At 50.4% G+C, this 23,380-nt stretch carries 19 protein-coding genes; 12 read left to right on the top strand and 7 right to left on the bottom strand.

Annotation, left to right across the window (positions count from 1 at the left end):
* Positions 1-84: 84 nt before the first annotated feature.
* Positions 85-1,284, bottom strand: coding sequence for an anhydro-N-acetylmuramic acid kinase (locus ACXAG2_RS03870; protein ID WP_474864694.1), 1,200 nt, complete (start codon positions 1,282-1,284; stop codon positions 85-87).
* 296 nt (positions 1,285-1,580) lie between these two features.
* On the opposite strand from ACXAG2_RS03870, the gene ACXAG2_RS03865 reads away from it, so the two are divergent.
* Positions 1,581-3,377 carry a glycoside hydrolase family 3 protein gene (locus ACXAG2_RS03865; protein ID WP_474864692.1) on the top strand — a complete coding sequence of 599 codons (1,797 nt, stop codon included), beginning with the start codon at positions 1,581-1,583 and terminating at the stop codon, positions 3,375-3,377.
* On the top strand, positions 3,370-4,929 hold the full coding sequence (locus ACXAG2_RS03860; protein WP_474864690.1) for a serine hydrolase domain-containing protein: 1,560 nt from the start codon (positions 3,370-3,372) through the stop codon (positions 4,927-4,929). The genes ACXAG2_RS03865 and ACXAG2_RS03860 overlap by 8 nt, the downstream gene beginning before the upstream one ends.
* A 6-nt stretch (positions 4,930-4,935) precedes the next feature.
* Here the strand turns inward: ACXAG2_RS03860 and ACXAG2_RS03855 are convergent, their stop codons facing one another.
* The 4 genes from ACXAG2_RS03855 to gpmA all read right to left on the bottom strand — a co-directional run bounded on the left by ACXAG2_RS03855 (position 4,936) and on the right by gpmA (position 9,012).
* The gene (locus ACXAG2_RS03855) at positions 4,936-6,666 is read right to left on the bottom strand and encodes an ArnT family glycosyltransferase (protein WP_474864689.1); all 1,731 of its coding nucleotides are present in this window, start codon (positions 6,664-6,666) and stop codon (positions 4,936-4,938) included.
* Between the two features lie 3 nt (positions 6,667-6,669).
* Positions 6,670-7,398, bottom strand: a complete 729-nt coding sequence (locus ACXAG2_RS03850; protein WP_474864687.1) for a TVP38/TMEM64 family protein — start codon at positions 7,396-7,398, stop codon at positions 6,670-6,672.
* A gap of 19 nt (positions 7,399-7,417) precedes the next feature.
* Positions 7,418-8,137, bottom strand: a complete 720-nt coding sequence (locus tag ACXAG2_RS03845) for a glycosyltransferase family 2 protein (protein ID WP_474864685.1) — start codon at positions 8,135-8,137, stop codon at positions 7,418-7,420.
* Between the two features lie 128 nt (positions 8,138-8,265).
* Positions 8,266-9,012: a 2,3-diphosphoglycerate-dependent phosphoglycerate mutase gene (gene gpmA / locus ACXAG2_RS03840; protein WP_119502966.1), complete on the bottom strand. Its 747-nt coding sequence runs from the start codon at positions 9,010-9,012 to the stop codon at positions 8,266-8,268.
* Positions 9,013-9,388: 376 nt separating this feature from the next.
* On the opposite strand from gpmA, the gene ACXAG2_RS03835 reads away from it, so the two are divergent.
* Positions 9,389-9,565, top strand: a complete 177-nt coding sequence (locus ACXAG2_RS03835; RefSeq protein WP_474864683.1) for a hypothetical protein — start codon at positions 9,389-9,391, stop codon at positions 9,563-9,565.
* 46 nt (positions 9,566-9,611) lie between these two features.
* Here the strand turns inward: ACXAG2_RS03835 and ACXAG2_RS03830 are convergent, their stop codons facing one another.
* Entirely contained in the window at positions 9,612-10,496 is an 885-nt protein-coding gene (locus ACXAG2_RS03830) for a LysR family transcriptional regulator (RefSeq protein WP_349590303.1), read from the bottom strand.
* A 286-nt stretch (positions 10,497-10,782) separates the two neighbouring features.
* On the opposite strand from ACXAG2_RS03830, the gene ACXAG2_RS03825 reads away from it, so the two are divergent.
* The 4 genes from ACXAG2_RS03825 to ACXAG2_RS03810 all read left to right on the top strand — a co-directional run bounded on the left by ACXAG2_RS03825 (position 10,783) and on the right by ACXAG2_RS03810 (position 14,657).
* Positions 10,783-11,328, top strand: a complete 546-nt coding sequence (locus ACXAG2_RS03825) for a DUF2271 domain-containing protein (protein WP_474841857.1) — start codon at positions 10,783-10,785, stop codon at positions 11,326-11,328.
* Entirely contained in the window at positions 11,329-12,156 is an 828-nt protein-coding gene (locus ACXAG2_RS03820; RefSeq protein ID WP_119502963.1) for a DUF4198 domain-containing protein, read from the top strand.
* Positions 12,157-12,279: 123 nt separating this feature from the next.
* Positions 12,280-13,323 carry a 5'-methylthioadenosine/S-adenosylhomocysteine nucleosidase family protein gene (locus ACXAG2_RS03815; RefSeq protein WP_474864681.1) on the top strand — a complete coding sequence of 348 codons (1,044 nt, stop codon included), beginning with the start codon at positions 12,280-12,282 and terminating at the stop codon, positions 13,321-13,323.
* A 101-nt stretch (positions 13,324-13,424) separates the two neighbouring features.
* The gene (locus tag ACXAG2_RS03810) at positions 13,425-14,657 is read left to right on the top strand and encodes a diguanylate cyclase (protein ID WP_474864679.1); all 1,233 of its coding nucleotides are present in this window, start codon (positions 13,425-13,427) and stop codon (positions 14,655-14,657) included.
* A 360-nt stretch (positions 14,658-15,017) separates the two neighbouring features.
* On the opposite strand, the gene ACXAG2_RS03805 is transcribed toward ACXAG2_RS03810, so the two are convergent.
* Positions 15,018-15,461 (bottom strand): DUF2721 domain-containing protein, encoded by a 444-nt coding sequence (locus tag ACXAG2_RS03805; RefSeq protein WP_119502960.1) that lies wholly within the window; start codon positions 15,459-15,461, stop codon positions 15,018-15,020.
* Positions 15,462-15,657: 196 nt separating this feature from the next.
* On the opposite strand from ACXAG2_RS03805, the gene ACXAG2_RS03800 reads away from it, so the two are divergent.
* From ACXAG2_RS03800 to ACXAG2_RS03780, 5 genes are read left to right on the top strand one after another with little or no spacing between them, the layout of a single operon-like run.
* A complete protein-coding gene (locus ACXAG2_RS03800) occupies positions 15,658-17,001 on the top strand; it encodes a TolC family protein (protein WP_474864677.1) in 1,344 nt (447 codons plus the stop codon).
* On the top strand, positions 16,998-18,266 hold the full coding sequence (locus ACXAG2_RS03795) for an efflux RND transporter periplasmic adaptor subunit (RefSeq protein ID WP_474864675.1): 1,269 nt from the start codon (positions 16,998-17,000) through the stop codon (positions 18,264-18,266). Before ACXAG2_RS03800 ends, ACXAG2_RS03795 begins: the two co-directional genes overlap by 4 nt.
* Entirely contained in the window at positions 18,253-21,414 is a 3,162-nt protein-coding gene (locus ACXAG2_RS03790; RefSeq protein ID WP_474864673.1) for an efflux RND transporter permease subunit, read from the top strand. Before ACXAG2_RS03795 ends, ACXAG2_RS03790 begins: the two co-directional genes overlap by 14 nt.
* Complete coding sequence (locus ACXAG2_RS03785; protein ID WP_474864671.1) at positions 21,392-22,063, top strand: response regulator transcription factor; 672 nt, start codon at positions 21,392-21,394, stop codon at positions 22,061-22,063. The genes ACXAG2_RS03790 and ACXAG2_RS03785 overlap by 23 nt, the downstream gene beginning before the upstream one ends.
* A gap of 1 nt (position 22,064) precedes the next feature.
* Positions 22,065-23,342, top strand: coding sequence for a sensor histidine kinase (locus ACXAG2_RS03780; RefSeq protein ID WP_474864669.1), 1,278 nt, complete (start codon positions 22,065-22,067; stop codon positions 23,340-23,342).
* Positions 23,343-23,380: the final 38 nt, after the last annotated feature.

Below are 23,380 nucleotides of genomic sequence, written 5' to 3'. Positions count from 1 at the left end.
GTGCCCTTCACCGGGCACGCTCTTTTCCCTGTCACACTGCTACCCGTAAACCTGTGCTGACGTAAACCCGTGTTGAACACTCGTCTATGGCAGGCTTATTTTCCCCATGTTGGTATTGGGAATACCGAACAGATTGCCTTCAAAGCAAGGGCTGCCGGCCAGCGTTTCATTGGCGAGAATGGCAAATAGCAGGGCTTCTTTCGCATCAGCATCTATGCCCAGTTCAGACAAATTTTTAAGACTGATAAAGTCCGGCAGTTCATCCGCGATAGCTGCCATGAGTGCTTTATTTCGCGCGCCGCCCCCGCTCACGTACACCATTATCGCTGATGTACTGGTGGCAGTCATGATAATGCCGTGGGCAATCGCTTTAGCAGTAAATGCTGTCAGTGTTGCTATAACGTCTTCGTTAGGAATGTACAGGGTTTGACTGTGTAATCGTGCCTGATTCAGATAATCCAGGTTGAATACCTCGGGTCCGGTGGTTTTCGGCACAGGACAGGAAAAGAAATCATGGCGTAGCAATTCATTAAGCAGATTTTCATTCACGTTTCCTGACAATGCGATGGCGCCGTCTTTATCGAAGCGCTGCCGTGCATAGTGCCGGGATACAAAGGCATCAATGATGGTATTGCCCGGGCCGATATCGGTGCTGAATACTTTAGCGGGATGATTACCTGCGGGCAGCCAGGTGAAATTGGCGATGCCGCCGATGTTCAGTAAAACACGGTTTTCCTGTTCGTGGCTGAATACGAGGAAATCTCCGTAAACCGCCAGTGGCGCGCCTTCACCACCTGCGGCGATGTGTTTCTGACGAAAATCAGAGAGTGTAATAATGCCGGTGCCTGTAGCAATCCGGTCACCATCGCCGATTTGTAATGTGCCGTTGCCGTATTCAGGCAAACCGTGCTGTTCCCGCGGGCAGTGATAAATGGTCTGACCGTGACTGGCAATACAGTCGATTTCTTCTTTACCCACTTGCCACTGGTTCAATGCCTTATTGATTAAAGACGCATGATATTCGCCAACCCACGCATTCAGTAACGTGACTTCCTGCAAGTCTACATCACGCTTTGCAAATACACGTTGAATTGCCTGGCGGAATTTGACGTCATAATCGACAGTCATAAACCTCTCGATACGGGCTTCAGTCTCTTTTCCTGAGCCAGTGATGTTACACAAGGCGATATCCAGGCCGTCCAGCGATGTACCGCTCATTAGTCCGAGAATTTTTCGCTGTGGTTTGCTACCAATATGGTACAGGCGCTCAATAAATTTATTCATAATCATCTTTTGCCGGTTAGGTATTTGTGCCGGTACAGGGTGCCGGAAACCGCTTTTTACTACTTATCCGGAAGCAGGTTTCAGGGCAAATACACATGACAAACCTAGCATATAAAAATAAAATATTCTTGATCAAAAATGTAACATGGGATAAAAAATCTCTCAGCCAATTCCTGAATTACGATTACTGACTATCGGGGTACAGATATTCTATGCCACTAATCCGCCACTTGAGCAGACGATATTTTCAAATAGCGGTATGCTTAAGCTGCCTTAACCTGACTCCTGCTAATGCTATGACTGCTGACACTGATACGCAAAGTATACGGCGCGATATTGCGCAAAAACTCATGCCTGACTTCCGCTATTTTTGTGCCGGCAACGAAGAAAAATGCCGCGAGCCGGTAACGGTTTTACCGCAGGAGTTAAAAGACTTCGTCGCTGAGTCCGGCGTGGGCGGCGTCATTTTGTTCAGTGAAAACTTATCCTGGCCAGGCCAGATTGCCTCGCTGACCAGCGATTTGCAGCAGGCTGCGACGGGGAAAAGTGACGGAGAGCCGCTGTTTATTGCCGTTGATCAGGAAGGGGGGCGTGTATTCAGAACTCCGCGGGTCTTCACAACTGACTTTGCCGGCAATATGGCGATTGGCGCAACCATCGGAAAACATGGTACCCGCTTTGCCCGTGAAAGCGCTGAAATCATGGCGCAGGAGCTTAAGCTGTTAGGTATTAATACCAACTTCGCTCCCAATGTGGATGTAAACGCCAATCTGGCGAATCCTGTCATTAACGTGCGTTCTTTCGGGCAGGATCCGAAAGTGGTGGCGCAGGCCGGCGAAGCGCAGGTTGAAGCCATGCAGTCGCAGGGGATTCTGGCCACACTGAAGCACTTTCCCGGCCATGGTGATACTCACACAGACAGCCATCTGGCATTGCCGGTGGTCGATCACAGCCGCGAAATAATTGATGCGGTGGACTTGTACCCGTTTAAAACGATTATCCGTGAGGTGTCGCCGGCCATGGTAATGACGGCGCATATTCAGTATCCGCAATTAGATGACAGTAAACTCAACGACAAGTCCGGTCAGCTACAAATTAAGCCGGCGACATTGTCGAAAAAAATCCTCTCCGGGATCCTGCGTGATGAGCTGGGTTTTAAAGGGCTCATCGTGTCTGATGCCATGAACATGGCCGGCATCGCAAAATTCTTTGACCAGACTGATGCGGTAGCGGCTTCATTTTCTGCCGGTACGGATATCGTCGTGATGCCACTGCCGGTCCACAGTGACAGTGGTATCCGCGCCTTCAATGAATTACTCGATGCCCTTACACAAAAGGTATTGCAGGGTGAGCTCGACAGAGAGTTAATTGCAGAATCTGCCGCAAGGATCCGGAAAACAAAAGCTGACTTCGGGCTGGCTGCACACTTTACCCCGTCACCTGAAAAACTGGCGGCTTCTCTGGCAGACAACAAGCGTCGTGCCCAGTTACTTGCCGATGCTGCCATCGCGGTTGTTAAAGGCAAACCTGCTGACTTTGTCATTCCGGAAACCGGCAACGTACTGGTCCTTATGCCGGAAGAAACCGTATGCCGTGCGGTGTCTTATCACATGTCACTGTACCGTCCGCAGCAGCAGGTTACCTGCATGAGCTTGCAGCAACTTAACAGGCCTTCGCTGGACAGTGCCATGGCGCAGGCAGATACCGTAGTGGTTGGCAGCATGACACCGGCGCCCAGTCTGGTAGAACTGGGCGGTATGGAAGATATGGATGTTAATAAAAAGCAGATCATGGGGTTTGATGAGGCGCAGGCTTTATTGCCTTCATTACTCGAACAAGTCAAAGAAACAGGAAAACGCAGTATCCTGGTGTATTTGCGGATGCCTTACGACGCCATGCAACTGAATACCTTCAGCGATGCGGTGCTGGCGACTTATAACGCCAATGTGTATGCCCTGTCTGATGAACCTGACGCGCCCTATACTGGCGGCACGATGGACAGCCTGGTGAGAGTACTTACCGGCATGTTAAAGCCGCAGGGCGGGATCCCGGTATCTCTGGACGAGGTAAGCACGCCCGGGGCTCATGACTAAACCATTCCGGATGTTTCTGAAAGCCGCTGTTATCGGCATGGCGACCAGTGTGTCAGCCCATGCCGCACAGTTGCAGGGGCAACTGGTATTGCAGTCTGAAGCAACCTCAACACCTCTCACTGGTGTATTTTCAGTGCCCGGTGACCACGCCAGATTGCGTATTATGCCGGCTGTTGTCAGCGAAGCGCGCATTAAAGTGAATGACCGGGTGGTCTTTGACGGCACACTGGATCCGGCTGAAAATGCGCAATATATACTGACCAGTAAAGATGCGGTGAAAACCGGTGAAAATGCACTGTCAGTACAGGTGAAAACCGGCGATGTAGCGGTGTCGGTAGACTATCCGGAACTGGAATTTGCAAGTCCTGAAGAAGGATTAAACGCCGCGCAAAGAAAGGCATTGCAACAAACGTTGCAGCCATTTATTGGCACTGACCCCGATAAACACCTGTTTCCCGGCGTCGCTCTCCTTGTCGCCAGACAAGGCAAGGTGCTGTATTCCGCGGGGCAGGGTATGGCGAAGTATCAGTTAATGAACTCCGGGCGTCTGCATTCGCTGTCATCTCCCCGCAAGGTCACGGCAGACACGGTTTTTGATTTGGCGTCCGTGACGAAGGTGGTCTCTACCACTGCTGCGGTGATGCATCTGGTCAGTGAACACCGGTTGTCACTGGACGACACGTTGGGCGACTTGCTGCCCGGCTTCAGTCAAACAGATAAAGCCGGTATCACTGTGCAGCAACTGCTGACCCACCGCAGCGGCCTATGGGAGTGGCAACCACTCTGGCTGCACAAAAGGCAAAGCCGTGATTCTGTCTTCGCCTGGCTGGCGTCGCTGGAACGACGTTACGGGATTGCTGAAAAACGGGCATATTCTGATATTGGTTTTATGTTACTGGGTAAAATCGTTGAACAGATCAGTAAAATGCCGCTTAACGACTACGTATACACGTTCGTTCATCGTCCTCTGGGCATGAACAGAACCCGCTATTTACCACCGGAAAGCTGGCTGGATAATATCGCCGCCACGTCGCAGGGCAATCCCTACGAGCAACACATGGTAAATTCATCCACACCATACCCTGTAGTAGAAAATCCGCCTTTTGAGCGCAATTTCGATAGCTACCGCGATTACACGTTAACTGGCGAGGTGAACGACGGCAACGCCTGGTACGCACTGGAAGGTGTGGCAGGTCATGCCGGTCTGTTTTCTGCTCTGCCGGATCTGGCAATCTATTGCCAGACGCTGCTCAACGGTGGTGGTTATGGTAACGCCATGCTGACCGGGCCTGAGACGCTGGCTGCGTTTCTGAATACGCCTTACGATACAGGTCAGGCGCTGGGTTTCTGGCGTTACGAAGACGGGGAGGGACGGGAAAGCTTCGGTCATGCCGGCTTTACCGGTACTCAACTGATGTTCCGGCCTGACGATGATCTGATTGTCATTATGCTGACAAACCGCCAGCACAACGGTTTACGGCAGGACGGTACCTATCCGTCTGTAAAACCTGCCTGGCAGGCAATTCTGAGTGTGGTGGACAGTTTCTGGTAACCAGCATTACCTGGCTGCCGGCCGGTAATGGTATTCAGGGATCCCGTCAGCGGAAATTGTACACTGCCCCAGTTTGCTGTCAGACGACAATAAAACCCATTCGTTACGGTGTGCATAACCGGCAGGCTCTGCTTTCTCTGAGTCAAAACACAGCCCCTTCAGATTATTTTTGCTTGTAAGAACAAACCGGGAGGGGTTTTCTTCCAGCCATACGTAGGCTTTGGCCAGTTGTTTTTCAGTGGGTGTGTGAAAGCCAAAATGGGTAACCGGATATGGCGAAAATAATATAAATTGTTCAGCAAAATCTACCAGGCCGACTTCGATGTTATCGCCATGGTGCGCACGGATATTGTCGTAAACATTAACCGGTGTTTTCACATTTTCCAACAGCACATATCCCCATGTGCTCCATGAAACCCACAATAAGGACATAAAAACCGGCCAGCGCAACGGAGTATTCTTTCCGCGAACAAAAAGCACGGTTACCAGCCCGCAACTGCCGGTAAAGATAAACCACCACCAGGGCGTAACCTCAAATTTTTCCTGCAATGTGAGTAACTTTTCGACACCGGTAAGTCCGGCAACACCTGCCGTTAGCAACACCAGAGAAAGTGCGCTGATGATAACTGTGACTAACCTGTTAAACCCGCTACGTTTTACAATCTCTGTAACGTATGGACTGGCAATCAGTGCCAGCATAGGAAGTGCCGGCAATATATACACTCCCCGTTTGCCCGGACTGATGCTGAAGAAAATCAAAACCAGCAATACCCAGCCCAGCGGAATAAGTATTCTGCCGTCACCGGCACGGAGTGCTTTTATCCAGTTCGGGACCAACCAGGGTAATGCAACACTTAAGGGCATCCAGAATGCGGGTATCACATTGAGCACGTAATACCAGAATGGTTTGATATGGTGCCAGGAGTCTGCATAACGGGTGACTGTCTGGCGGAACAGGATGTTGTCACGGTACTGTTGCAGCAACGGGTCATGACTGTTGTCGACAACCAGTAACATGGGAACTAACCACAAGCCGATAGTGACAAGCATAATCGCCGGGCCGGCGAGCCATTTGCCAATATCACGAAAAGAAGTCGTTCCGCTTTGCTTAAACCTGAAAACATATAACGCATAAGGGATCAGCATGAATACAGGCAGAAATCCGACCCCTTTGGTTATCACTCCCACGCCCATGAAAAAGAAGGCCGTGAAGTACCAGCGCCAGCGCCGCTCTGTCAGCATGAAGCGCAACATACCGTAGCAACCGAGGGTAATCCAGCATGTCTCCATCGCATCAATCTGTGCAGACTTTGCCTGCAAGACGAATTGAAAACTGAACAACAAAGTTGCTGCTGCTACCAGACCGGTTTGCCTGTTCCATAACCGGCTTCCCAGGTTATACACCAAAAATAAAGTCAGTAAGCTGCAGAGGGCGGACGGAAGCAGAAAGGCCAGCTTCAGTGAGCCGGTAAGCGCATAGAACACCGCGATAGACCACATAAAAACGGGTGGCTTATCCGGATAATACTCGCCGCCCCTTAGTGGAAAGAGCCATTGCCCCGACTCCACCATTTCTTTTGAGATAAGGGCAAACCTGGGCTCATCTGCGGGCCATGGGGAGCGTAAACCGGTACCGGCCAGTATAAGCACTGCTGAGAACAAAAAGAAAAGCCAGGGTAAGTAAGGATGCGCCAGCCATGCTGTTGATGGCTGAGAGACCGCTTTTGTGCTGCACATGATTTACTTTACCTCTGCCCTGTATGACGTACTGCTGTGAGCTGACTTTGCCGGACAGGAAGGCGGAGAGTTATTCAACATTTTATCTGTTTTGTAGCGACGATACAGATAGATGCTGAGCAGCATTGAGACACCCAGCATGCACACACTGAAAGCGAGTTTCCAACCTGACTGTACGACGATACCTTTACCCATCAGCGCGAAGATTGCCATTTGCGGCATATAACCCAGTGCAGATCCTGTAATGAAAGGCAGGGGTTTAACCGTCTTTACTCCGGCTATTACATTGGTAATTAAGTTGTTACCCAGCGGTAGCAAGCGAATCACAAAGGCTTTCAAAAAGGTCTGGCCGGACAGGAAGCTACTGATCCTGATAATTTTTACCGGGAACAGTCGCTGTACAAGTTTCCGGGCAAGCAGGCGCGAGACAAGAAAGCAAAGGGAGCAGCTCGCTGTTGCAGCAAGGGTTGAATACACAAAGCCCTCAGTGAACCCGAATGCATAGCCGCCGAGAAAGGCAACACCTTGCCTCGGCACGCCGACAGAGAGTAAGCAGACAGCAACTACTAAAAACAGCAAAGCACCCTTAAGGCCGTTATTGCGGGTGTGCGCATCAATCCACTGCTGGTTAAATTCGGAAAAAGAAGGCAGAACATCAATGGCATAGCTCACACCACAGATTATCAGCACAACAAAAAAGAGCTTAAGTAAGACTGGCCTGATCTGCGACACAGTGAATTTCCCGGCTGGGTTATTCACTGATGATGTCCGCATGTTTGCAGCGTTTTTGCAGCCAGAGCACACCAAATAAATCCACTATCCCTACACCCAGACGGCCCAGCATATTGTATTTGGATGTACCGGTTTGACGGTCGCGGTGTGAGACTTCAATAACCACAATTTTACCGCCCATCCGGCGGATGAGGGCAGGTAAGAACCGGTGCATGTGATCAAAATACGGCAGGCGTCTGAATGTTTCTGCGGGAAAAACTTTCAGCCCGCATCCGGTATCAGGTGTGTCATCACCAAGCAGTGAGCTGCGAATCTTGTTGGCGACTTTTGATTGAAATCGCTTCCAGGCTGTATCTTTACGGGCTTTGCGGTAACCGGCGATACAGAAATGTTCTGAATCAGAAAATGCAGCAGCGGCTTTCAGCATGGCGGGTATATCAGCAGGATTGTTCTGGCCGTCAGCGTCAAGGGTGACAATCAGTTTTCCACTTGCATGGGCTACGCCGGTAAATATGGCGGTGCTTTGTCCCACAGAGCGTTTGTGCCGGATGAGTCGTACAGGCACAGAAGCGGTTCTGCTCACAGCCAGTATCCTGCCGGCGGTGTCATCAGTACTGCCATCATCAACATAAATAATTTCGTAAAGGCATTGCAGACCGGGAGTCTGAATAAGTTCTTCAACGAGAGGGGCAATATTGTCCTGCTCATTTTTGGCAGGAATAATGACAGAAAGATCCAACTGAGTTCCTCTTCAACATAACGTTGTACTGCGAATCAGATGGAATCATACAGACAGAAACTTAAGAAAAGCTTAAGAATGAAGATAAGGCACACGCTGTCTTTCAGCGTGTGCCTGATAGATAAGAATTACTTCGCTTTACCTTGTTTGGCAACGGCATCCATCATCGCTTTGATCGCTTCAGGGTCGCCCAGGTATTCTTTAGAAATTGGTTTCAGATCGGCATCCAGTTCGTATACCAGAGGTACACCGGTAGGGATGTTCAGTTCCAGTACTTCTTCTTCTGACATTCCGTCCAGATACTTAACCAGCGCGCGCAGGCTGTTACCGTGAGCGGCAATAACAACGCGTTTGCCATCCTGAATGGTCGGACGGATAACGTCATGCCAGTACGGCAGTACGCGGTCGATGGTCAGCGCCAGACTCTCTGCGCGGGGCAGAATGCTTGGATCAACATGGCTGTAACGACGGTCGTGGCCCGGGAAGTGTTCGCTACTTTCTTCAACTGCCGGAGGTGGTACGTCGAAGCTGCGACGCCAGATTTTCACCTGATCTTCACCATGTTTTGCTGCAGTTTCTGCTTTATCCAGACCTGTCAGACCACCGTAGTGACGTTCGTTCAGGCGCCAGTGGCGTTGTACAGGCAGGTAATGCTGTCCCATTTCTTCCAGCGCGATGTTCAGTGTTTTGATTGCGCGCAGCAGTACAGAGGTATAAGCGATGTCAAACTCAAAGCCTGCATCTTTCATCAGTTTACCCGCGTTCTGTGCTTGCGCAACGCCGGTTTCAGTCAAATCCACATCGTGCCAGCCAGTGAAGCGGTTTTCCAGATTCCACTGACTTTCGCCGTGACGGATAAGTACCAATTTATACATAGAAGTTCCCTAAGTCCTGGTAATAGATAAATGGTAAAGGCATACACACTGCTATGCCAATTTTACATTCGAAAGTGCCGCTATCATCCTTTATTCGCGGTTAAAAATCCAGTTTGAGGAAAGATGTTATACCAGATGGTTTTGCTCAAAGCTTGACCATACGGGCGTTTCGGGAGAATGAGGCATGTGTCAAAAATCAGTCTGGTCTGAAATGTGCTTTATCAACAGTGAGTATGAATTTCCGGATGCGCCAGTCAGCATAAACTGAGCGACAAACCGGCAGTAAGGATTATCATCCCGGGCTATACAATATGCGCGGTTTAACGACCGCGGGCGAATAGCTCAGGCATGTCTAAGTTAGTCAGGAGTGATAACTATGTGTCTTGATACGATCAAAATTCAACGTAAACGTGGAAAAGCCATTAAAACAGGCGAAAGCCGGGCTGAAAATGAAACCCGTACCGGTAAGCAATATCGCTATAAGGCACGGGGCACACGAACTTCACAACTAGTGAACAAAGCGGTATCTCACCCCGTTTACGCCAATAAATGAAAAAAGGCCGGTTTAACCGGCCTTTTTTCATTTAGAACAAAGCGTTCTATATCAGTGAAAAAGATTCCTGCAAACACTTAACCGCAGCCAGTGTTTTTACTGGTGTTGCATCATGCTTCGGTGCAACCGCGTAGACATCATATTTCGACGCTTTCCATTCAGGCAGAATGTTTACCAGTTTGCCAGTTTCAATGTACTCTCTGACTTCCGGCTCAGGCAGCACGGCATAACCAAGACCATCCAGAGTCAGACGGATCAAAGCTTGTACCGAGTCCACCATCAGACGGGGCGGATTAGGGAGCGCTTTATCTTTTCCTTCCTGTGATTCCACATAATCCCGCATTCCCGGATGAGAAATATACGCATGGGGTGCCAGATCAGTACTGTTAACGGTATCCAGATCTGCCAGCGGATGATTTGCTGCCACACAGACAATCAGATCCCAGGTGGCCAGATGACGGCAGTGCAGATTGACGTCGTTTACTTCCTGCAATGAAATCGCAAGATCCGCACCGCTGGCAATGACATCAGTAGTCTGGCTGGTTAATTCCAGTGCCACTTTAATTTTCGGAAATTCAGACAGTAATGCCTGCAAAGGTTTACTCAGCAGACCACCACCGAACCCTTCCGGCGCGACAATACGTAAGCGGCCTGAGGGTGTTTCCTGAAGTTGCTCAATCTGGTGCTGAGCCTCTTCTGCTACACGGATAAGTTCCATGCTGGTTTTATAATAAATGTGACCGGCCTCTGTCAGGCTGATGTGTCTGGTGTTACGGTTAAACAGACTGAGTCCGATTTCCTGTTCCAGTTTGCGCAACTGCTGGCTGATGGCAGACACGGTCATGTGAAGTTTTTTGGCTGCGATACTCATGTTGCTGGTATTAGCAACTTCAACGAAAATTTGCAGCGAACGGAGAAGCTTGGTGTTCATATAGCGAATGATTCCTGTGAAATCTCAGAAGAAATGAGTTGAGAATTCATGCGAGTCAGTTTAGTCTAAATGGAAATAATTCTCATTTCTTGATAATCCTTACTCAGCCAGAATAAGGGTGCGGGCTGAAAGAGTCGATTCCATCACGTTCAATCTGTAGGACAACGGGATAAATAGCTTGTTCCGGCGGGCTTATCAGGAGAAAGGGGAAGATTCCGACCCGGAATATACCGGGAATATGAATGTGCGCTGACATTAAAATTGTTCATTTAAGGAGTGTCTGTTAATGGGATGTACCGTGGTACGCCAATTGTCATCAGCAAAACGCCGTGGGTTAGCTGGTGCCGTTCTGTCTCTATCTCTCGCTGTTTTTCCTGTTGTGTCTCATGCCAGTGAAGTAAAGGTTACCTTGCCCCGTTTATCTGTGGCTGAATACCATGCACCTTATGTTGCCGTCTGGCTGGCTGATGCGAAGCAGAAACGGGTAAAAGACGTCGCCGTATGGTATGACGTGGAAATGGAAAACGGTAAAGGCGAAAAATGGCTGAAAGATTTGCGCCTGTGGTGGCGTCGCAGTGGCCGCAGTGCCGATTTACCTATGGACGGTGTAAGTGGTGCTACCCGTCGTCCCGGTGAGCACACCATCGACTTGTCAGGACAGTTCGATGATATTCCTGCCGGAGAATACACCCTGTACGTTGAAGCTGCCCGGGAACTGGGTGGCCGTGAAGTATTAAGCGTGCCTGTCACATTGCCTGTTTCTGCATCGCAACATCAGGTTGCAGAAGGTGAGCAGGAACTGTCTGAAATTGAATTAACTTTGGAGCCATAAATGAAAATTAAACATCTGATCGGTACCGGCGTTGTTGCTTTGTCTTTAATCGCAACACCGGCACTGGCTCACCGTGCATGGATTAAGCCGACAACCACTGTTGTGTCCGGCGATGACGAGTGGATCAGCTTCGATGCTGCAGTGGCAAATGGCATTTTTACCCCTGATCACTTCGCACTGGGCACAGAAGGTATTACGGTAACTTCGCCTTCCGGTAAAGAAGTGGCGAAGCAGCACGAACAGAAACTGCGCTACCGCAGTGTTTTCGACATCAATGTGAAGGAAGAAGGCACGTACCGTGTTGAAACAGCATCCCAGTCGCTGATGGCATTCTGGAAAGACGCAGACGGTAAGCGCCAGATGTGGCCCGGTCGCGGTAAAACCGGCACGCTGGAAGAATTCAACAAAGCAGTACCGAAAAAAGCAGACGGTCTGGAAGTGGTCGAATCATCACGCCGTATTAATGTATTTGCTACTCTGGGTGAACCTTCAGAAGATGCCATCAAACCTTCAGGTAAAGGCCTAGAGCTGGATGGTAAAACGCATCCGAATGACCTGTATACCGGTGAAGAAATCAGCCTTGGATTTCTGATGGATGGCGGTGCAGCCACCGGCACGAAAGTGACTATTGTAAAAGACGGTGAAAAGTATCGTGATACTGACGATGCGATGAACCTTACAACTGACGCTGACGGCCAGATTGCAGTTACCTTTGAGGAACCGGGCATGTACTGGCTGGAAGCTGAGTTTGAAGATGACAACGCAAAAGCACCGGCGCAGAAACGCCGTGGTATGTTCGTTCTGGTAATGGAAGTATTACCTCTGTAAACCATTTATTTTTTGCTAAATGGCAGCGCAGTTACCGCTCACTGACGGGGTAACTGCGCATTGTGTTTCTTTAGTATTTCCGCTTAAAATCCTTAATTCTTTTTACACATCCGGATTTTATCTATGACCCTTTCCATCACCGGTGCCCGCTCACTGGTTTTTGCATTATTTTCGTTGCTGATGCTGGGTGGCTGTGCAACGCCCGCCGTAGTAGCCCCCGCAGATAACACGCTTTCAACAGAAGCTTTCGGACCAAAGCAGTTTCAACAGGAAGGTTTTACTGCCGTGGTGGTGGCATACGGGCCTGAAATGAAGGGGATTCTGGGCCGTATCGAGGCTGATCCCGGCGCTCAGATCACGCAGGTCGTGAAGTACAAAGGTGTGACTTACCGTATAGGTAAATACCATGATGAACCCATTCTTGTATTTGCGACGGGCATGAGTATCGCCAATGCTGCACTGACCATGCAGATGGCTTTCGATTATTTTCCTGTGAAACAGGTGGTGTACATGGGGATTGCCGGCGCGGTGAATCCTGACTGGCAGCCCGGTGACGTGATCGTGCCTGAGCGCTGGTACTATCATGATGAAAGCGTGTACACCAATCCGGATAAGCAAAACCCGGGCAATTACGTGTTGCCCGAATATTACGCCAGATTTTTGCAAGAACAGCCGGAGCGCAGACAAGTGGACCCGCATCTGCCGGCATACAAGAACTTTCACTTCATCCAGCCCGACGAAGTGCTGATCATTAAAGACGGCCTGGATGAGCCGGTGGATACGGCTTATTTCTCTGCGACCCCCCGTTTGCTGGATGCAGCAAGAAGTGCCATGCTGGCCTTACCGGACCAGATGATTCTGGGCGAACGCAAAGCAAGATTAACGGTAGGCGGTAACGGCGTGACAGGTTCGGTATTTCTGGATAACCGCGAATACCGCCAGTGGACACGTGATGTATTCAAGGCCGAAGTGACAGAAATGGAATCTGCTGCAGTCGGTCAGGTTTGCACGATAAATGATGTAGATTGGGTTATAATTCGTGCAATCAGCGATCTTGCCGGCGGGCAGGAAGGCGTAAATGTAGAACATATCTACGATCAGGAAGTGTCGCGGGTGGGTGCAAACGTATTGTTTGCTGTACTCGACGCATTAGCCAGGGAAGATTAATGGCTGCGAAGGTTATACATCAGTATAACTTTCGTATTTTGTTAACGCATTATTCTTTTTTATTGGTTATGCTGGTATGACAAGTTGTTCAGGTTGTAGTTATGTTTAAAATTCTCGTTGTCGAAGACAGTCAGATAGTCCGTAAAATTTTAAATAAGCTGGTGGAAGATAACCCCCACTTTCACAGTGTGCTGTGTTCGGATTATGCTGAAGCAAGGCAAAAGCTGGACAGCGGCGAAGAATTTCTGGCAGCGATTGTCGACCTGAATTTGCCCGACGCTCCGCGTGGTGAAATCGTAGAGCTGATGCTCTCTCATGACGTACCCACGGCCGTACTGACCGGTAACTTTGATGAAACATTACGTACCTCTCTCATCGACAAAGGCGTACTGGACTACATAACCAAAGAATCCCGCTATTCTTACATGCAGGTTATCAAGCTGATTGACCGCCTGCGTAAAAATCTGACCACCAAAGTACTGGTGGTTGATGATTCCACTACCAGCAACTCTTACTTATGTGCTTTTCTGCGTAAATTCCGTTTTCAGGTGTTGTCAGCATTTGACGGAGTGGAAGCGTTGCAGGTACTGGCTGAAAATCCGGATATCAAGCTGGTTATCTCTGACTACATGATGCCGAATATGGACGGCTTTGAACTGGTTAAAGCCGTGCGTCAGGATCGTAACTTCCAGGACCTGGTGTTTATTGGTTTATCTGCCAACGGTAACAGTGTGTTATCCGCCAAGTTCATTAAAAGCGGCGCAAATGACTTCCTGAGTAAGCCGTTTTATCACGAAGAGTTCTTCTGCCGGGTGCTACAAAACCTCGAAGCCCAGGAGATGCTGGTTACCATCCGTGATTCTGCGAATCTGGATGCACTGACAAAAACGTACAACCGGCGCTACCTGTTTGAACAGGGTGAAGCACTGTTCAAAAATGAAGGGCGTCTGGGCGGGCTTACCGTAGCCATGATTGACGTTGATGACTTTAAACCGGTTAATGATACCTACGGACACAAAGCAGGCGACCATCTGCTGCAGGAATTTGCCAGTCTGATGGGAGATTGTTTCGGTAAAGATCTCTATGCCCGCTATGGCGGCGAGGAATTCACAGTGATTTCCACCCGCGATTACGCTGCTTTGCTGGACGATTTAAATCTCTTTCTGACAAAAGTCCGCGAGCATGAGTTCACCGAGCATCGTCTCAATCTTACCTGCAGCATAGGCGTGTGTGCGGAAGAGATGCAGAATCTGGAACAACTGGTAGAGAAAGCTGATGCGCGGTTATACCGTGCTAAATATTCAGGCAAGGATCAGATTGTCGATATGGATTGATGCTGTTCTCTGAGCAGCAAAGATAGCGGTGTCTTTGGTCCGGGACTGACCAGTAAAAGAATTACAATTTGCAAAAGGATATTTGTATGACCCGTCTTTCCCGTCTGCCGGCGATGTGCTGGCTCGCTTTTATTATGCTTTTCCCTGCTCTCAGTGCTGCCGGTGACAGTGTGCCTGTATTCAAACGGTAATTTACAGCCGTTCAGATGCATCCCGTTGGCTGAAGGGTTTTGTGCTGATATTCATTGTGCTGCAGCTGATGGTTGCCGCTTATCTTGCGTATTTTAGTGCTGCCGGTATCGTTTCCTGGACATAAGCAGTAAGGACTGACAGCGCAATGCTGTCAGTCAGCCCGCATTTTCAGTGTACGTTACGGGTATATTCGATGGTTTTGGTAGCAAGCCGCACCTCTACCAGAAATACCAGTAAGGCTGATATCAGTGACGCCATTGCCAGAATAAACAGTGTGATGACCAGCGTATCGAGATTGATGCGCCATAATTCACCGGAAAACAAAGTAACAATCACCGAGCACACCAGTAAACCTGCGGTCACACACAGGCCGATCGCCCAGTTAATCACCCCCACTCTTCGCCACAGCATAATAATTTCACGTTTATTTTTCTGGATCCGCTCAGCATCAGCAAAGGTTTGGATATTCCGTTCAGCTACCCGTACGCGGTCGGAAATACGACCCAGACGGCCAGACATCACGTTCAGAAAGCCGGCGATACCGGCAAGTAAAAATACCGGCGCAACGGCAATTTTAATGAGTTCAGAAAGGGGGGTGATTAAAGTATCCAATGAATAAAACCTGCTAATTCAACAACCGCGCAAGTTTATCCTATGCCCCGTGTAATTTCACCCGCCCGGGTTCTGACTGGCTCATGTTAAACGGCGCAATCCCGGCGTTAACCCGGCCTTAACCCTGCCTGATGTAATGTTGCAGCATACGAGTAAACTGGGTGTAGTAATGAAGAGGAATTTGCCGGTGCTCACAGTGAGCATCGCATTAATACTGTCGGGGTGTGCCAGCACCGGAGACACTACTGATAATGCATTAAGTGAACGGGTGACTGAGGAAATGGGGAACACGGTTTCCTGGTTGCCTCAGTCAGACTCCGCTGTGAGAACGGCCAGTCTTGACCAGTTGTTGCCGGTAGAAGCCGTGCAGGCGCTGGTGGATGAAGCGATAGCGCATAACCCCGGTTTGCAGCAAACACTCATTACACTGAAGCAATCAAAAATACGGGAGACATCTGCCAATGCGTCCCGCCTGCCACAGGCATCGGCCAGCTTGTCCGGTAATAACAGTGAAAATACTGACACCTCCTACAGTGCTTCGGTGAATGTCAGTTGGGAAATTGATATCTGGAACCGCATCGGTGACAGTGTTGATGCCGCGGCTTTTACTACCCGCAGTAATGCGGCGGCGTTGCAGTCGGCAAGGGCCACGCTGGCGGCCAGTGTGATGCAGGGTTACCTGGATATCATCAGCCAGCAGAAAATTCTGGATATTGAAAAGAAGAAGCTGGCCGCGCTTGAGAACAGCGAGAGCATCATTTTAAACCGTTACCGTACCGGTCTGGGCACGCTGGCAGATTTAGATACAGCCCGTACCAGCAGTGCAACGTCACGGGCCAATATTGCTGAATATGAAAATAATCTGGCCAGTTCAAAACGTGCACTGGCGGTCTTGCTGGGGCGCAGCGATATGTCACTGGCTGATGTTGCCATCAGCGAGTCGTTCCCCGATGTGGTGTTGCCGCTGGCTGCGTTACCGGAACAGGACCTGGCGCGGCGTCCTGATCTGATGGCGGCGTATTATCAGATTAAAGCTAACGAATCCTCTGAAAAAGTGGCGTACAAGCAATTATTGCCGTCACTGAATATTACCGCAGCCCTGAGTGACTCTGGTACAACACCCGCGCTGTCGTTGTTCAAAGACCCCGTGTGGAGCTTACTGAGCAGTATTACGGCACCGCTGTTTCAGGGCGGTGAGCTGCGGGCAAATATCGCGCTGGCAGAGCTGGATACACTGAACAGCTGGTGGAACTATCAGGACACACTGCTTACCGCGGTACAGGAAGTGCAGGCAACACTGGATCTGGAAAACAGCTATCAGCGCCGGCAACAGCATATCAGTCAGGCTTACAGCAATTCACGGCGTAGTCAGGACAACTACACCAGTCAGTATCGTCAGGGGCTGAGTGATATTCTCGATTTATTGTCAGTTACCCAGACTACCTATTCTCTGGAAGCACAACTGGTTCAGCTTCAGCGCAATCAACTTTCAAACCGTATCGATTTAGGGCTGGCACTCGGCCTTGGAGTATCGTCATGAGTCAGCAACGTAAAACCCTTTTCATCACTCTGGGCGCAGTCTGCGTGGTCATTCTCGCTGTTATGTTAATTGGTGGGAATGGTGCACCACCGGGACCGCCTGGCGCGCCGTCTTCTGCTACTGCGGCAAAGCCTGAGACTGCCGGCACAGAAAATGGTAACGAGAAGACACAACAGGCTGCACCGGCAGGCAGGATGCCGGGCGCAGGGCAACAGCAAACCACTACCATTCCTGAAGTGGGTGTGGTCAGTGTGGCTACAAAGTCTCATAAGGCCAATGTAGAAGGTTACGGTCAGGTAAACCCCCGTTTTAATCTGACGTTATCTGCGCAGGTATCCGGACAGGTACAGTCGCTGAGCAAACGGTTTGAAACCGGCGCACAGTTTAATAAAGGGGATGTACTGGCCACCATCGATAATACCGATTATGAACAGGCTGTAGCGGCAGCACAGGCTACGCTGGAAGACGCAAAAGTAGCGCTGGAAGAAGAGCGCTTACAGGGCCAGCAGGCACTGTCTGAATGGCAACGCTCCGGACTGGAAGGAGAGCCATCATCTTCTCTGGTTCTGCGCGGACCGCAACTCGCTGCGGCAGAAGCTACAGTTGCCCAGGCAGAAAAAGCGCTGGCGCAAGCGCAGCGTGATCTGGCCTTTACTCAAATTACTTCACCGTTTAACAGTGTGGTGGTAACCCGTAGCATTCAGCCCGGCAGCTTTGTGCAATCCGGCGCTGAAGTTGCCGCATTGTATGCCACGAATGTGGCAGAAATCGCCATACCGCTGTCAGCGACACAGTGGAACAATCTGCCGTCACCGGCGACACTGAAACAAGCGCCCTGGCCGGTCACACTGACCGACATGGACGGTTTAACCCGCTGGGAAGGTGTGGTTGAGCGGGTAGAGCAGCATCTGGACACCACATCCCGACAGCGAAGCGCGATCGTGGTGGTCAACGACCCGCTTGCTCAGGCATCTCCGCTGTATTTTGGTACGTATGTGGTGGCAGAAATTGCCGGCCGTGAATGGCAGGATGTGTGGCAAATTCCGTCTTCTGCGATTTCGCAGAAGCAGGAAGTCTGGTACGTCACGCAAAGCAACACGCTGGATAAATTTACCCCGCAGGTGTTGTTTATGGAAAACGGTCATGCCTACATTACGCCGGTTGCCGGTATGGAGAGCGCGAAAGTGGTCGTGCGGCCGCTGAACAGTTACCTGGTCAATATGAAAGTAAATCCGGTAGCGGAGGTCGGCAATGGCGGCGAATAACAGCAGTATCATCGGCTGGTTTGCCCGCAACCCGGTGGCGGCAAATCTGTTAATGCTGGGAATGATCATTGTCGGGCTGGCGTCTTTGGGTGATATCCGTAAAGAGGCTTTCCCCAGTATGGATCCCCGCTTTATCAATGTTTCCATGACCTACGACAGCGGTGACGCGGTTCAGGCCGAAGAGGGCATTGCGATTAACATCGAAAATGCGCTGGAAGGTGTGCCCGGGATTAAGCGCATTACCTCTACGTCTACGGCCAGTGGCAGTAACGTCCAGATTGAAAAGGAAAGTGATTACGATCTCGATACGCTGCTTACGGACGTGAAAACCAAGGTAGACAGTATCTTCAATTTTCCGTCTGATGCAGAAAAGCCGGTGATCTCCAAAGGACGGCGGCAGGATCACGTGATTTGGGTGCAGCTCTACGGTGATACTGACCACGCCACATTGCAACAACTGGGCGATCAGCTGGAGCGGGATTTACTCGCCAAAGACGAAATTCGTGAGGTCAGTACGCCTAATTTTATTGACCCCATGATGTCCATCGAAATTGATGAGGCTAAGTTACAGGCATACGGACTGACCATGTCTGATATCGCCGATACCATTAATCAGGAGTCGGCTACCGCCCTCACAACCAGCCTGCGGAACAAAGAGAAGGTGATCCGGCTTAAAGCCTCTGAGCAGGCCTATTATGCAGAGGACTTTGCCAACATTCCGCTACTGGCCGACGACAGCGGCACATTCCTGACAATCGGTGATGTGGCTGACGTGACCGACATGTTTGCCGATGATGCCTACACGCTGGCCCGGTACAATGGTGTGAACGGCTATGGGATCCAAATCGTGATGGATGAAAACGGCGATGTGGTGAACATGGTGGCACAGGCGAAAAGCGTGGTAGAAGAGTGGCATGAGCGGGGTCTGTTACCGGAAGGCGTAGAGCTGGAAACCTGGTATGACCGCAGCACCATGATTACCGACCGTCTCGCCCTGCTGACTAAAAATGCGCTGTCCGGCATCGTGCTTGTATTTATCACGCTGGCAGTGTTTCTGAATCTTCGCGTGGCATTCTGGGTGGCCGCCGGTCTGCCGTTTATCTTCTTTGGTACCCTGTTTTTCATGACTGACAGCTTCGTTGATATGACCATCAACGAAATGACTACCTTCGGGTTTATTATGGCGCTGGGTATCGTGGTGGACGACGCCGTGGTGGTGGGGGAAAGTGTATACGCCACCAGGCAAAAATACGGAGACACACTGCAAAACACCATCAAAGGCACCATGCGGGTTGCCGTACCCACATTATTCGGGGTATTGACGACTGTTGCGACATTCTTTGCATTGTCTAACGTGGAAGGCGGGCTGGGTAAGCTTTATTCCCAGTTCGGCATGATTGTTACCATCTGTCTGCTGCTGTCGGTGGTGGAATCAAAACTCATTTTACCTTCTCACCTGGCCCATTTACCTACGCACAGAAAACCCCGTAAGGGCATTGCTGATCTGTGGGGCAAAGTGCAGCGGGGTGCTGATCGCGGCTTAAGTTTCTTCAACGAACGGATGTATCAGCCGGCACTGCGCAAAGCCATTCAATATCGCTATGCCGCCGTCATGCTGTTTGTCGCCCTGTTTATTCTGGTGATTGGTATGCCAATGAACGGTGTGGTGCGGGTAGGCTTTTTCCCCAGTATGCCCGGTGACACAGTGGAAGCGTCAATGACGTTGCAGAGTGATGCCAGCTTCGGTCAGAACGAGAAAAACCTGACTCGGCTCGAAAACACGCTTAATCAAGCGGATGATTTTCTGATGAACAATCTGGGCCTTGAAGGTTCAGGCATCGCCAATTTGCAGGTGACGGCGTCGGGTGATCAGAGTGGCAGCATCATTGTTTCACTGGCAGAGGGTCAACCTTACTCGCTGGATGAACTGGCGTCGAAATGGCGTGAGCTTGCCGGTGAACCTGAGGGGGTGAAGCAATTAAAAATTCAGTCCCGCAGGGAAATGGTAAACGCCTTCCAGGTGGAGCTGAAGAGCATAAGTGACAGTACGCTGACGGCAGCAGAAGCTTCATTCCGCGAGGCGCTGGCGAACATCGATGGTGTGCACAGTGTAGAAAGCTCACTGACGCCAGGTGAAGCTATGTTGCGTTTCGAATTGACGCCGCAGGGCCGCGCACTGGGCATGGACACAAAGAGCTTGTCACAGCAGCTGCTGCGGGCATTTGGCGGTGAAATTGTACAGCGCTATTTGCGCGATAAAAACGAAGTAAAAGTGCGGGTACGTTACCCTGAAGCTGATCGCGCAAACCCTGCTGATATTCTGAACGCCCGTGTGCGTTTGAACGACGGTACCGTGGTGCCGCTGGATGTGGTTGCCCGTATTATTCCTGACAGCCAGCAGAAACAAATCACGCGGATTGATGGTTTGCGGGCGCTTACTGTCTCTGCATCCGTTGTCAGTGATGAAATCACCTCAACTGAGCTGGTGGAAAAACTGAACAGTGAACTGGTGCCGGTGCTTACCCGCCAGTATCCGGATTTGTCAGTGCATTTTGCCGGTGAAGCAGAACAGCAGGAAGAAACACAAAGCTCTATGGAAACGGTGTTTATCCTGGCACTGGTGGCCATTTACGCTTTGCTTGCCATTCCGCTTAAATCTTATGTTCAGCCGGTGATCATTATGATGGCAATCCCCTTTGGTGTGGTAGGCGCTATCCTCGGTCACTGGAGTAACGGTTTGATGATGAGTCTGTTGTCTCTGAACGGTATTCTTGCCCTCAGCGGCGTGGTGGTGAACGATTCGTTGCTGCTGGTTTCCCGTTATAACGAGTTACGCCGTTTTGGTGCCGATGTGCAGGACGCCATTATCGAGTCGTGTAGCAGCCGCCTGCGGGCAGTATTACTGACATCCGTGACGACGTTTGCCGGGCTGTATCCTATTCTCGGGGAAACCTCGAAACAGGCACAGTTTCTGATCCCTGCTGCAGCATCGCTGGGCTATGGTATTCTGTTTGCTACTGTCATCACCCTGTTGTTAATTCCTGCACTGGTGTTAATTAATGAAGATGTGCGAAGCCTGATGGTGCGTGGCCGTGAGCATTTAAAAAAACGTTTCGGAGACCGTGATGACCACATTACTGCTGGTTGAAGACGATTTAGATTTAGCCGGGAACATTGTTGATTATCTGGCACTGGAAGATTTCGACTGCGATCATGCCAGTAACGGTGTGGCGGCGCTGAATTTTTTGGCTGAAAACGAATATGCCGTGGTGATCCTGGATATTAATCTGCCGAGACTGGATGGTCTGTCTGTGTGTGAACGGCTACGTGAAAAGGGTGACGATACGCCGGTTATCATGCTCACCGCACGGGATCAGTTAGATGACAAGCTGGCAGGGTTTGCTAAAGGTGCTGATGATTATCTGGTAAAACCCTTCGCCATGGCCGAGCTGGTGGCACGTTTGCAGGCGCTGTCGCTACGACGAAGCGGGCAGGTAAAGCAACTGAGATGTGGTGAACTGTGTGTTGATGTGAACGGAAAAACGGCTACGCTGGCAGGTGAGCCGGTGAAAATAAGTCCTACAGCGTTTATCGTACTCGAGCAGCTGGTGCGGGCGTATCCTGCGCCGGTATCCCGTGAAATGCTGTCCCAGGCCGTGTGGGGAGAAAACCGGCCGGACTCCAATAGCCTGAAAGTACATATTTATCATTTGAGAAAGGCACTGGGGAAAGAAAGCGGTTTGGATGTGCAGTCTGCCACCGGTGTAGGTTTCAAATTAGTTTCCGGAGCGCAATAGTATGGTTCGTGGCTTCAGTCTGAGTTTGAGACGCTATATTCTCATTGCCCTGCTGGTAATGGGAACAGTCGTCATCTCAGGTTTTAGTGTGCTCGCAATGATGAATTTTTTTGCCGGCATGGACGGCGTCATGCGTGGCACCATGATATCTGCCGCCAGAGAGGCACAAGTTGAGCCGGGCAAACCTCAAAAAGTCTTAAGTTTTGTCATTGTCGCCGACTGGAAGGACTTTCCGGACAGCGTGAAATCAAAATTCAACCCGGACAAACTCCGGCCATTTCATTTACATAAAGCCGTTGAGCGATCGTTTATCTTCTTCAGGCCGTCCAGTGCCGTATTTGTGGTAAAAATTGCCGATCGTCATGGCAGATATCCCGACCGGTACGTAGCTCAGGTGTTTGACTCTCTTAAACTCGATGACGAACCTGAATTCATGATTTCCCATGAAGGCTGGTCCATGCTCCTGGGGCTGGGTGTGCTGGTGTTATTCGCCGGGGTGCTGATGATCCTGCTGCGCAGCGTATCGAGACCTGTAGAGCGATTGCGGTTATGGGCACAGGGGCTTAATGAGCAAACACTGGAACAACCCGTGCCGGAATTCAAATATCAGGAGCTTAATGAGCTGGCGGGTATTGTCCATTCCAGCCTGCAACATGTGCGGGAAGGACTGGTGAGAGAGCGGGAGTTTGTTTCCCACGCCAGCCATGAACTTCGCACACCTATTGCGGTGATCCGTTCCAGTGTGGAGCTGTTGCATAAACTGGAAGAAAAAGGGCCGTCAAAAGGCGCAAACGCCATCCGTCGCATTGACCATGCTTCCCACACTATGACCGATCTTACTGAAACCCTGCTCTGGCTTAGCCGTCAGGATCACGATGACCTGGCCGTATCTGACATTCAGCCGGGAGGGATGTTGTCTGCGCTGGTGCAGGATTTACAGTATTTGCTTACCGGAAAACAGGTGAACGTGGAACTTGCCACTGATGAGGCTGTTTGCTCTATTTCGCCGACAGCCCTTCGCATTGTATGCGGTAACCTTATCCGTAACGCATTTCAGCATACACAAAGTGGTACAGTTACCATCAGCCAGTCTGGTCATACCCTGACGATCGTCAACCGTGAAGACGATGCGGAACAGTGTGATGATCCTGCAGGAAACGACGAATTAGGTTACGGTCTCGGCCTGGAACTGGTAAAAAGGGTCACAGCCAAGCTTGGCTGGACCTATCAGCATCGCTTTACTGCTGATGGCTGTGAAGTGAGTATTGTGCTTTCCTGATTAAAGTTTGCTGTTTGAGTATCATCTCACTGTCATAA

The organism is Alteromonas sp. ABH4_456, assembly GCF_056160645.1.
The sequence above is the reverse complement of the archived record's forward strand: the minus strand, read 5'-3'. Positions and strand labels throughout refer to the sequence as shown.

Excerpts from the sequence above, each read along its gene's own strand:
- ACXAG2_RS03790 (WP_474864673.1), top strand. The coding sequence starts at position 18,253 with ATGGCGGCGAATAACAGCAGTATCATCGGCTGGTTTGCCCGCAACCCG.
- ACXAG2_RS03815 (WP_474864681.1), top strand. The coding sequence starts at position 12,280 with ATGACCCTTTCCATCACCGGTGCCCGCTCACTGGTTTTTGCATTATTT.
- gpmA (WP_119502966.1), bottom strand. The coding sequence starts at position 9,012 with ATGTATAAATTGGTACTTATCCGTCACGGCGAAAGTCAGTGGAATCTG.
- ACXAG2_RS03820 (WP_119502963.1), top strand. The coding sequence starts at position 11,329 with ATGAAAATTAAACATCTGATCGGTACCGGCGTTGTTGCTTTGTCTTTA.
- ACXAG2_RS03780 (WP_474864669.1), top strand. The coding sequence starts at position 22,065 with ATGGTTCGTGGCTTCAGTCTGAGTTTGAGACGCTATATTCTCATTGCC.
- ACXAG2_RS03825 (WP_474841857.1), top strand. The coding sequence starts at position 10,783 with ATGGGATGTACCGTGGTACGCCAATTGTCATCAGCAAAACGCCGTGGG.
- ACXAG2_RS03785 (WP_474864671.1), top strand. The coding sequence starts at position 21,392 with ATGACCACATTACTGCTGGTTGAAGACGATTTAGATTTAGCCGGGAAC.
- ACXAG2_RS03855 (WP_474864689.1), bottom strand. The coding sequence starts at position 6,666 with ATGTGCAGCACAAAAGCGGTCTCTCAGCCATCAACAGCATGGCTGGCG.
- ACXAG2_RS03860 (WP_474864690.1), top strand. The coding sequence starts at position 3,370 with ATGACTAAACCATTCCGGATGTTTCTGAAAGCCGCTGTTATCGGCATG.
- ACXAG2_RS03810 (WP_474864679.1), top strand. The coding sequence starts at position 13,425 with ATGTTTAAAATTCTCGTTGTCGAAGACAGTCAGATAGTCCGTAAAATT.
- ACXAG2_RS03830 (WP_349590303.1), bottom strand. The coding sequence starts at position 10,496 with ATGAACACCAAGCTTCTCCGTTCGCTGCAAATTTTCGTTGAAGTTGCT.
- ACXAG2_RS03865 (WP_474864692.1), top strand. The coding sequence starts at position 1,581 with ATGACTGCTGACACTGATACGCAAAGTATACGGCGCGATATTGCGCAA.
- ACXAG2_RS03795 (WP_474864675.1), top strand. The coding sequence starts at position 16,998 with ATGAGTCAGCAACGTAAAACCCTTTTCATCACTCTGGGCGCAGTCTGC.
- ACXAG2_RS03835 (WP_474864683.1), top strand. The coding sequence starts at position 9,389 with ATGTGTCTTGATACGATCAAAATTCAACGTAAACGTGGAAAAGCCATT.
- ACXAG2_RS03870 (WP_474864694.1), bottom strand. The coding sequence starts at position 1,284 with ATGAATAAATTTATTGAGCGCCTGTACCATATTGGTAGCAAACCACAG.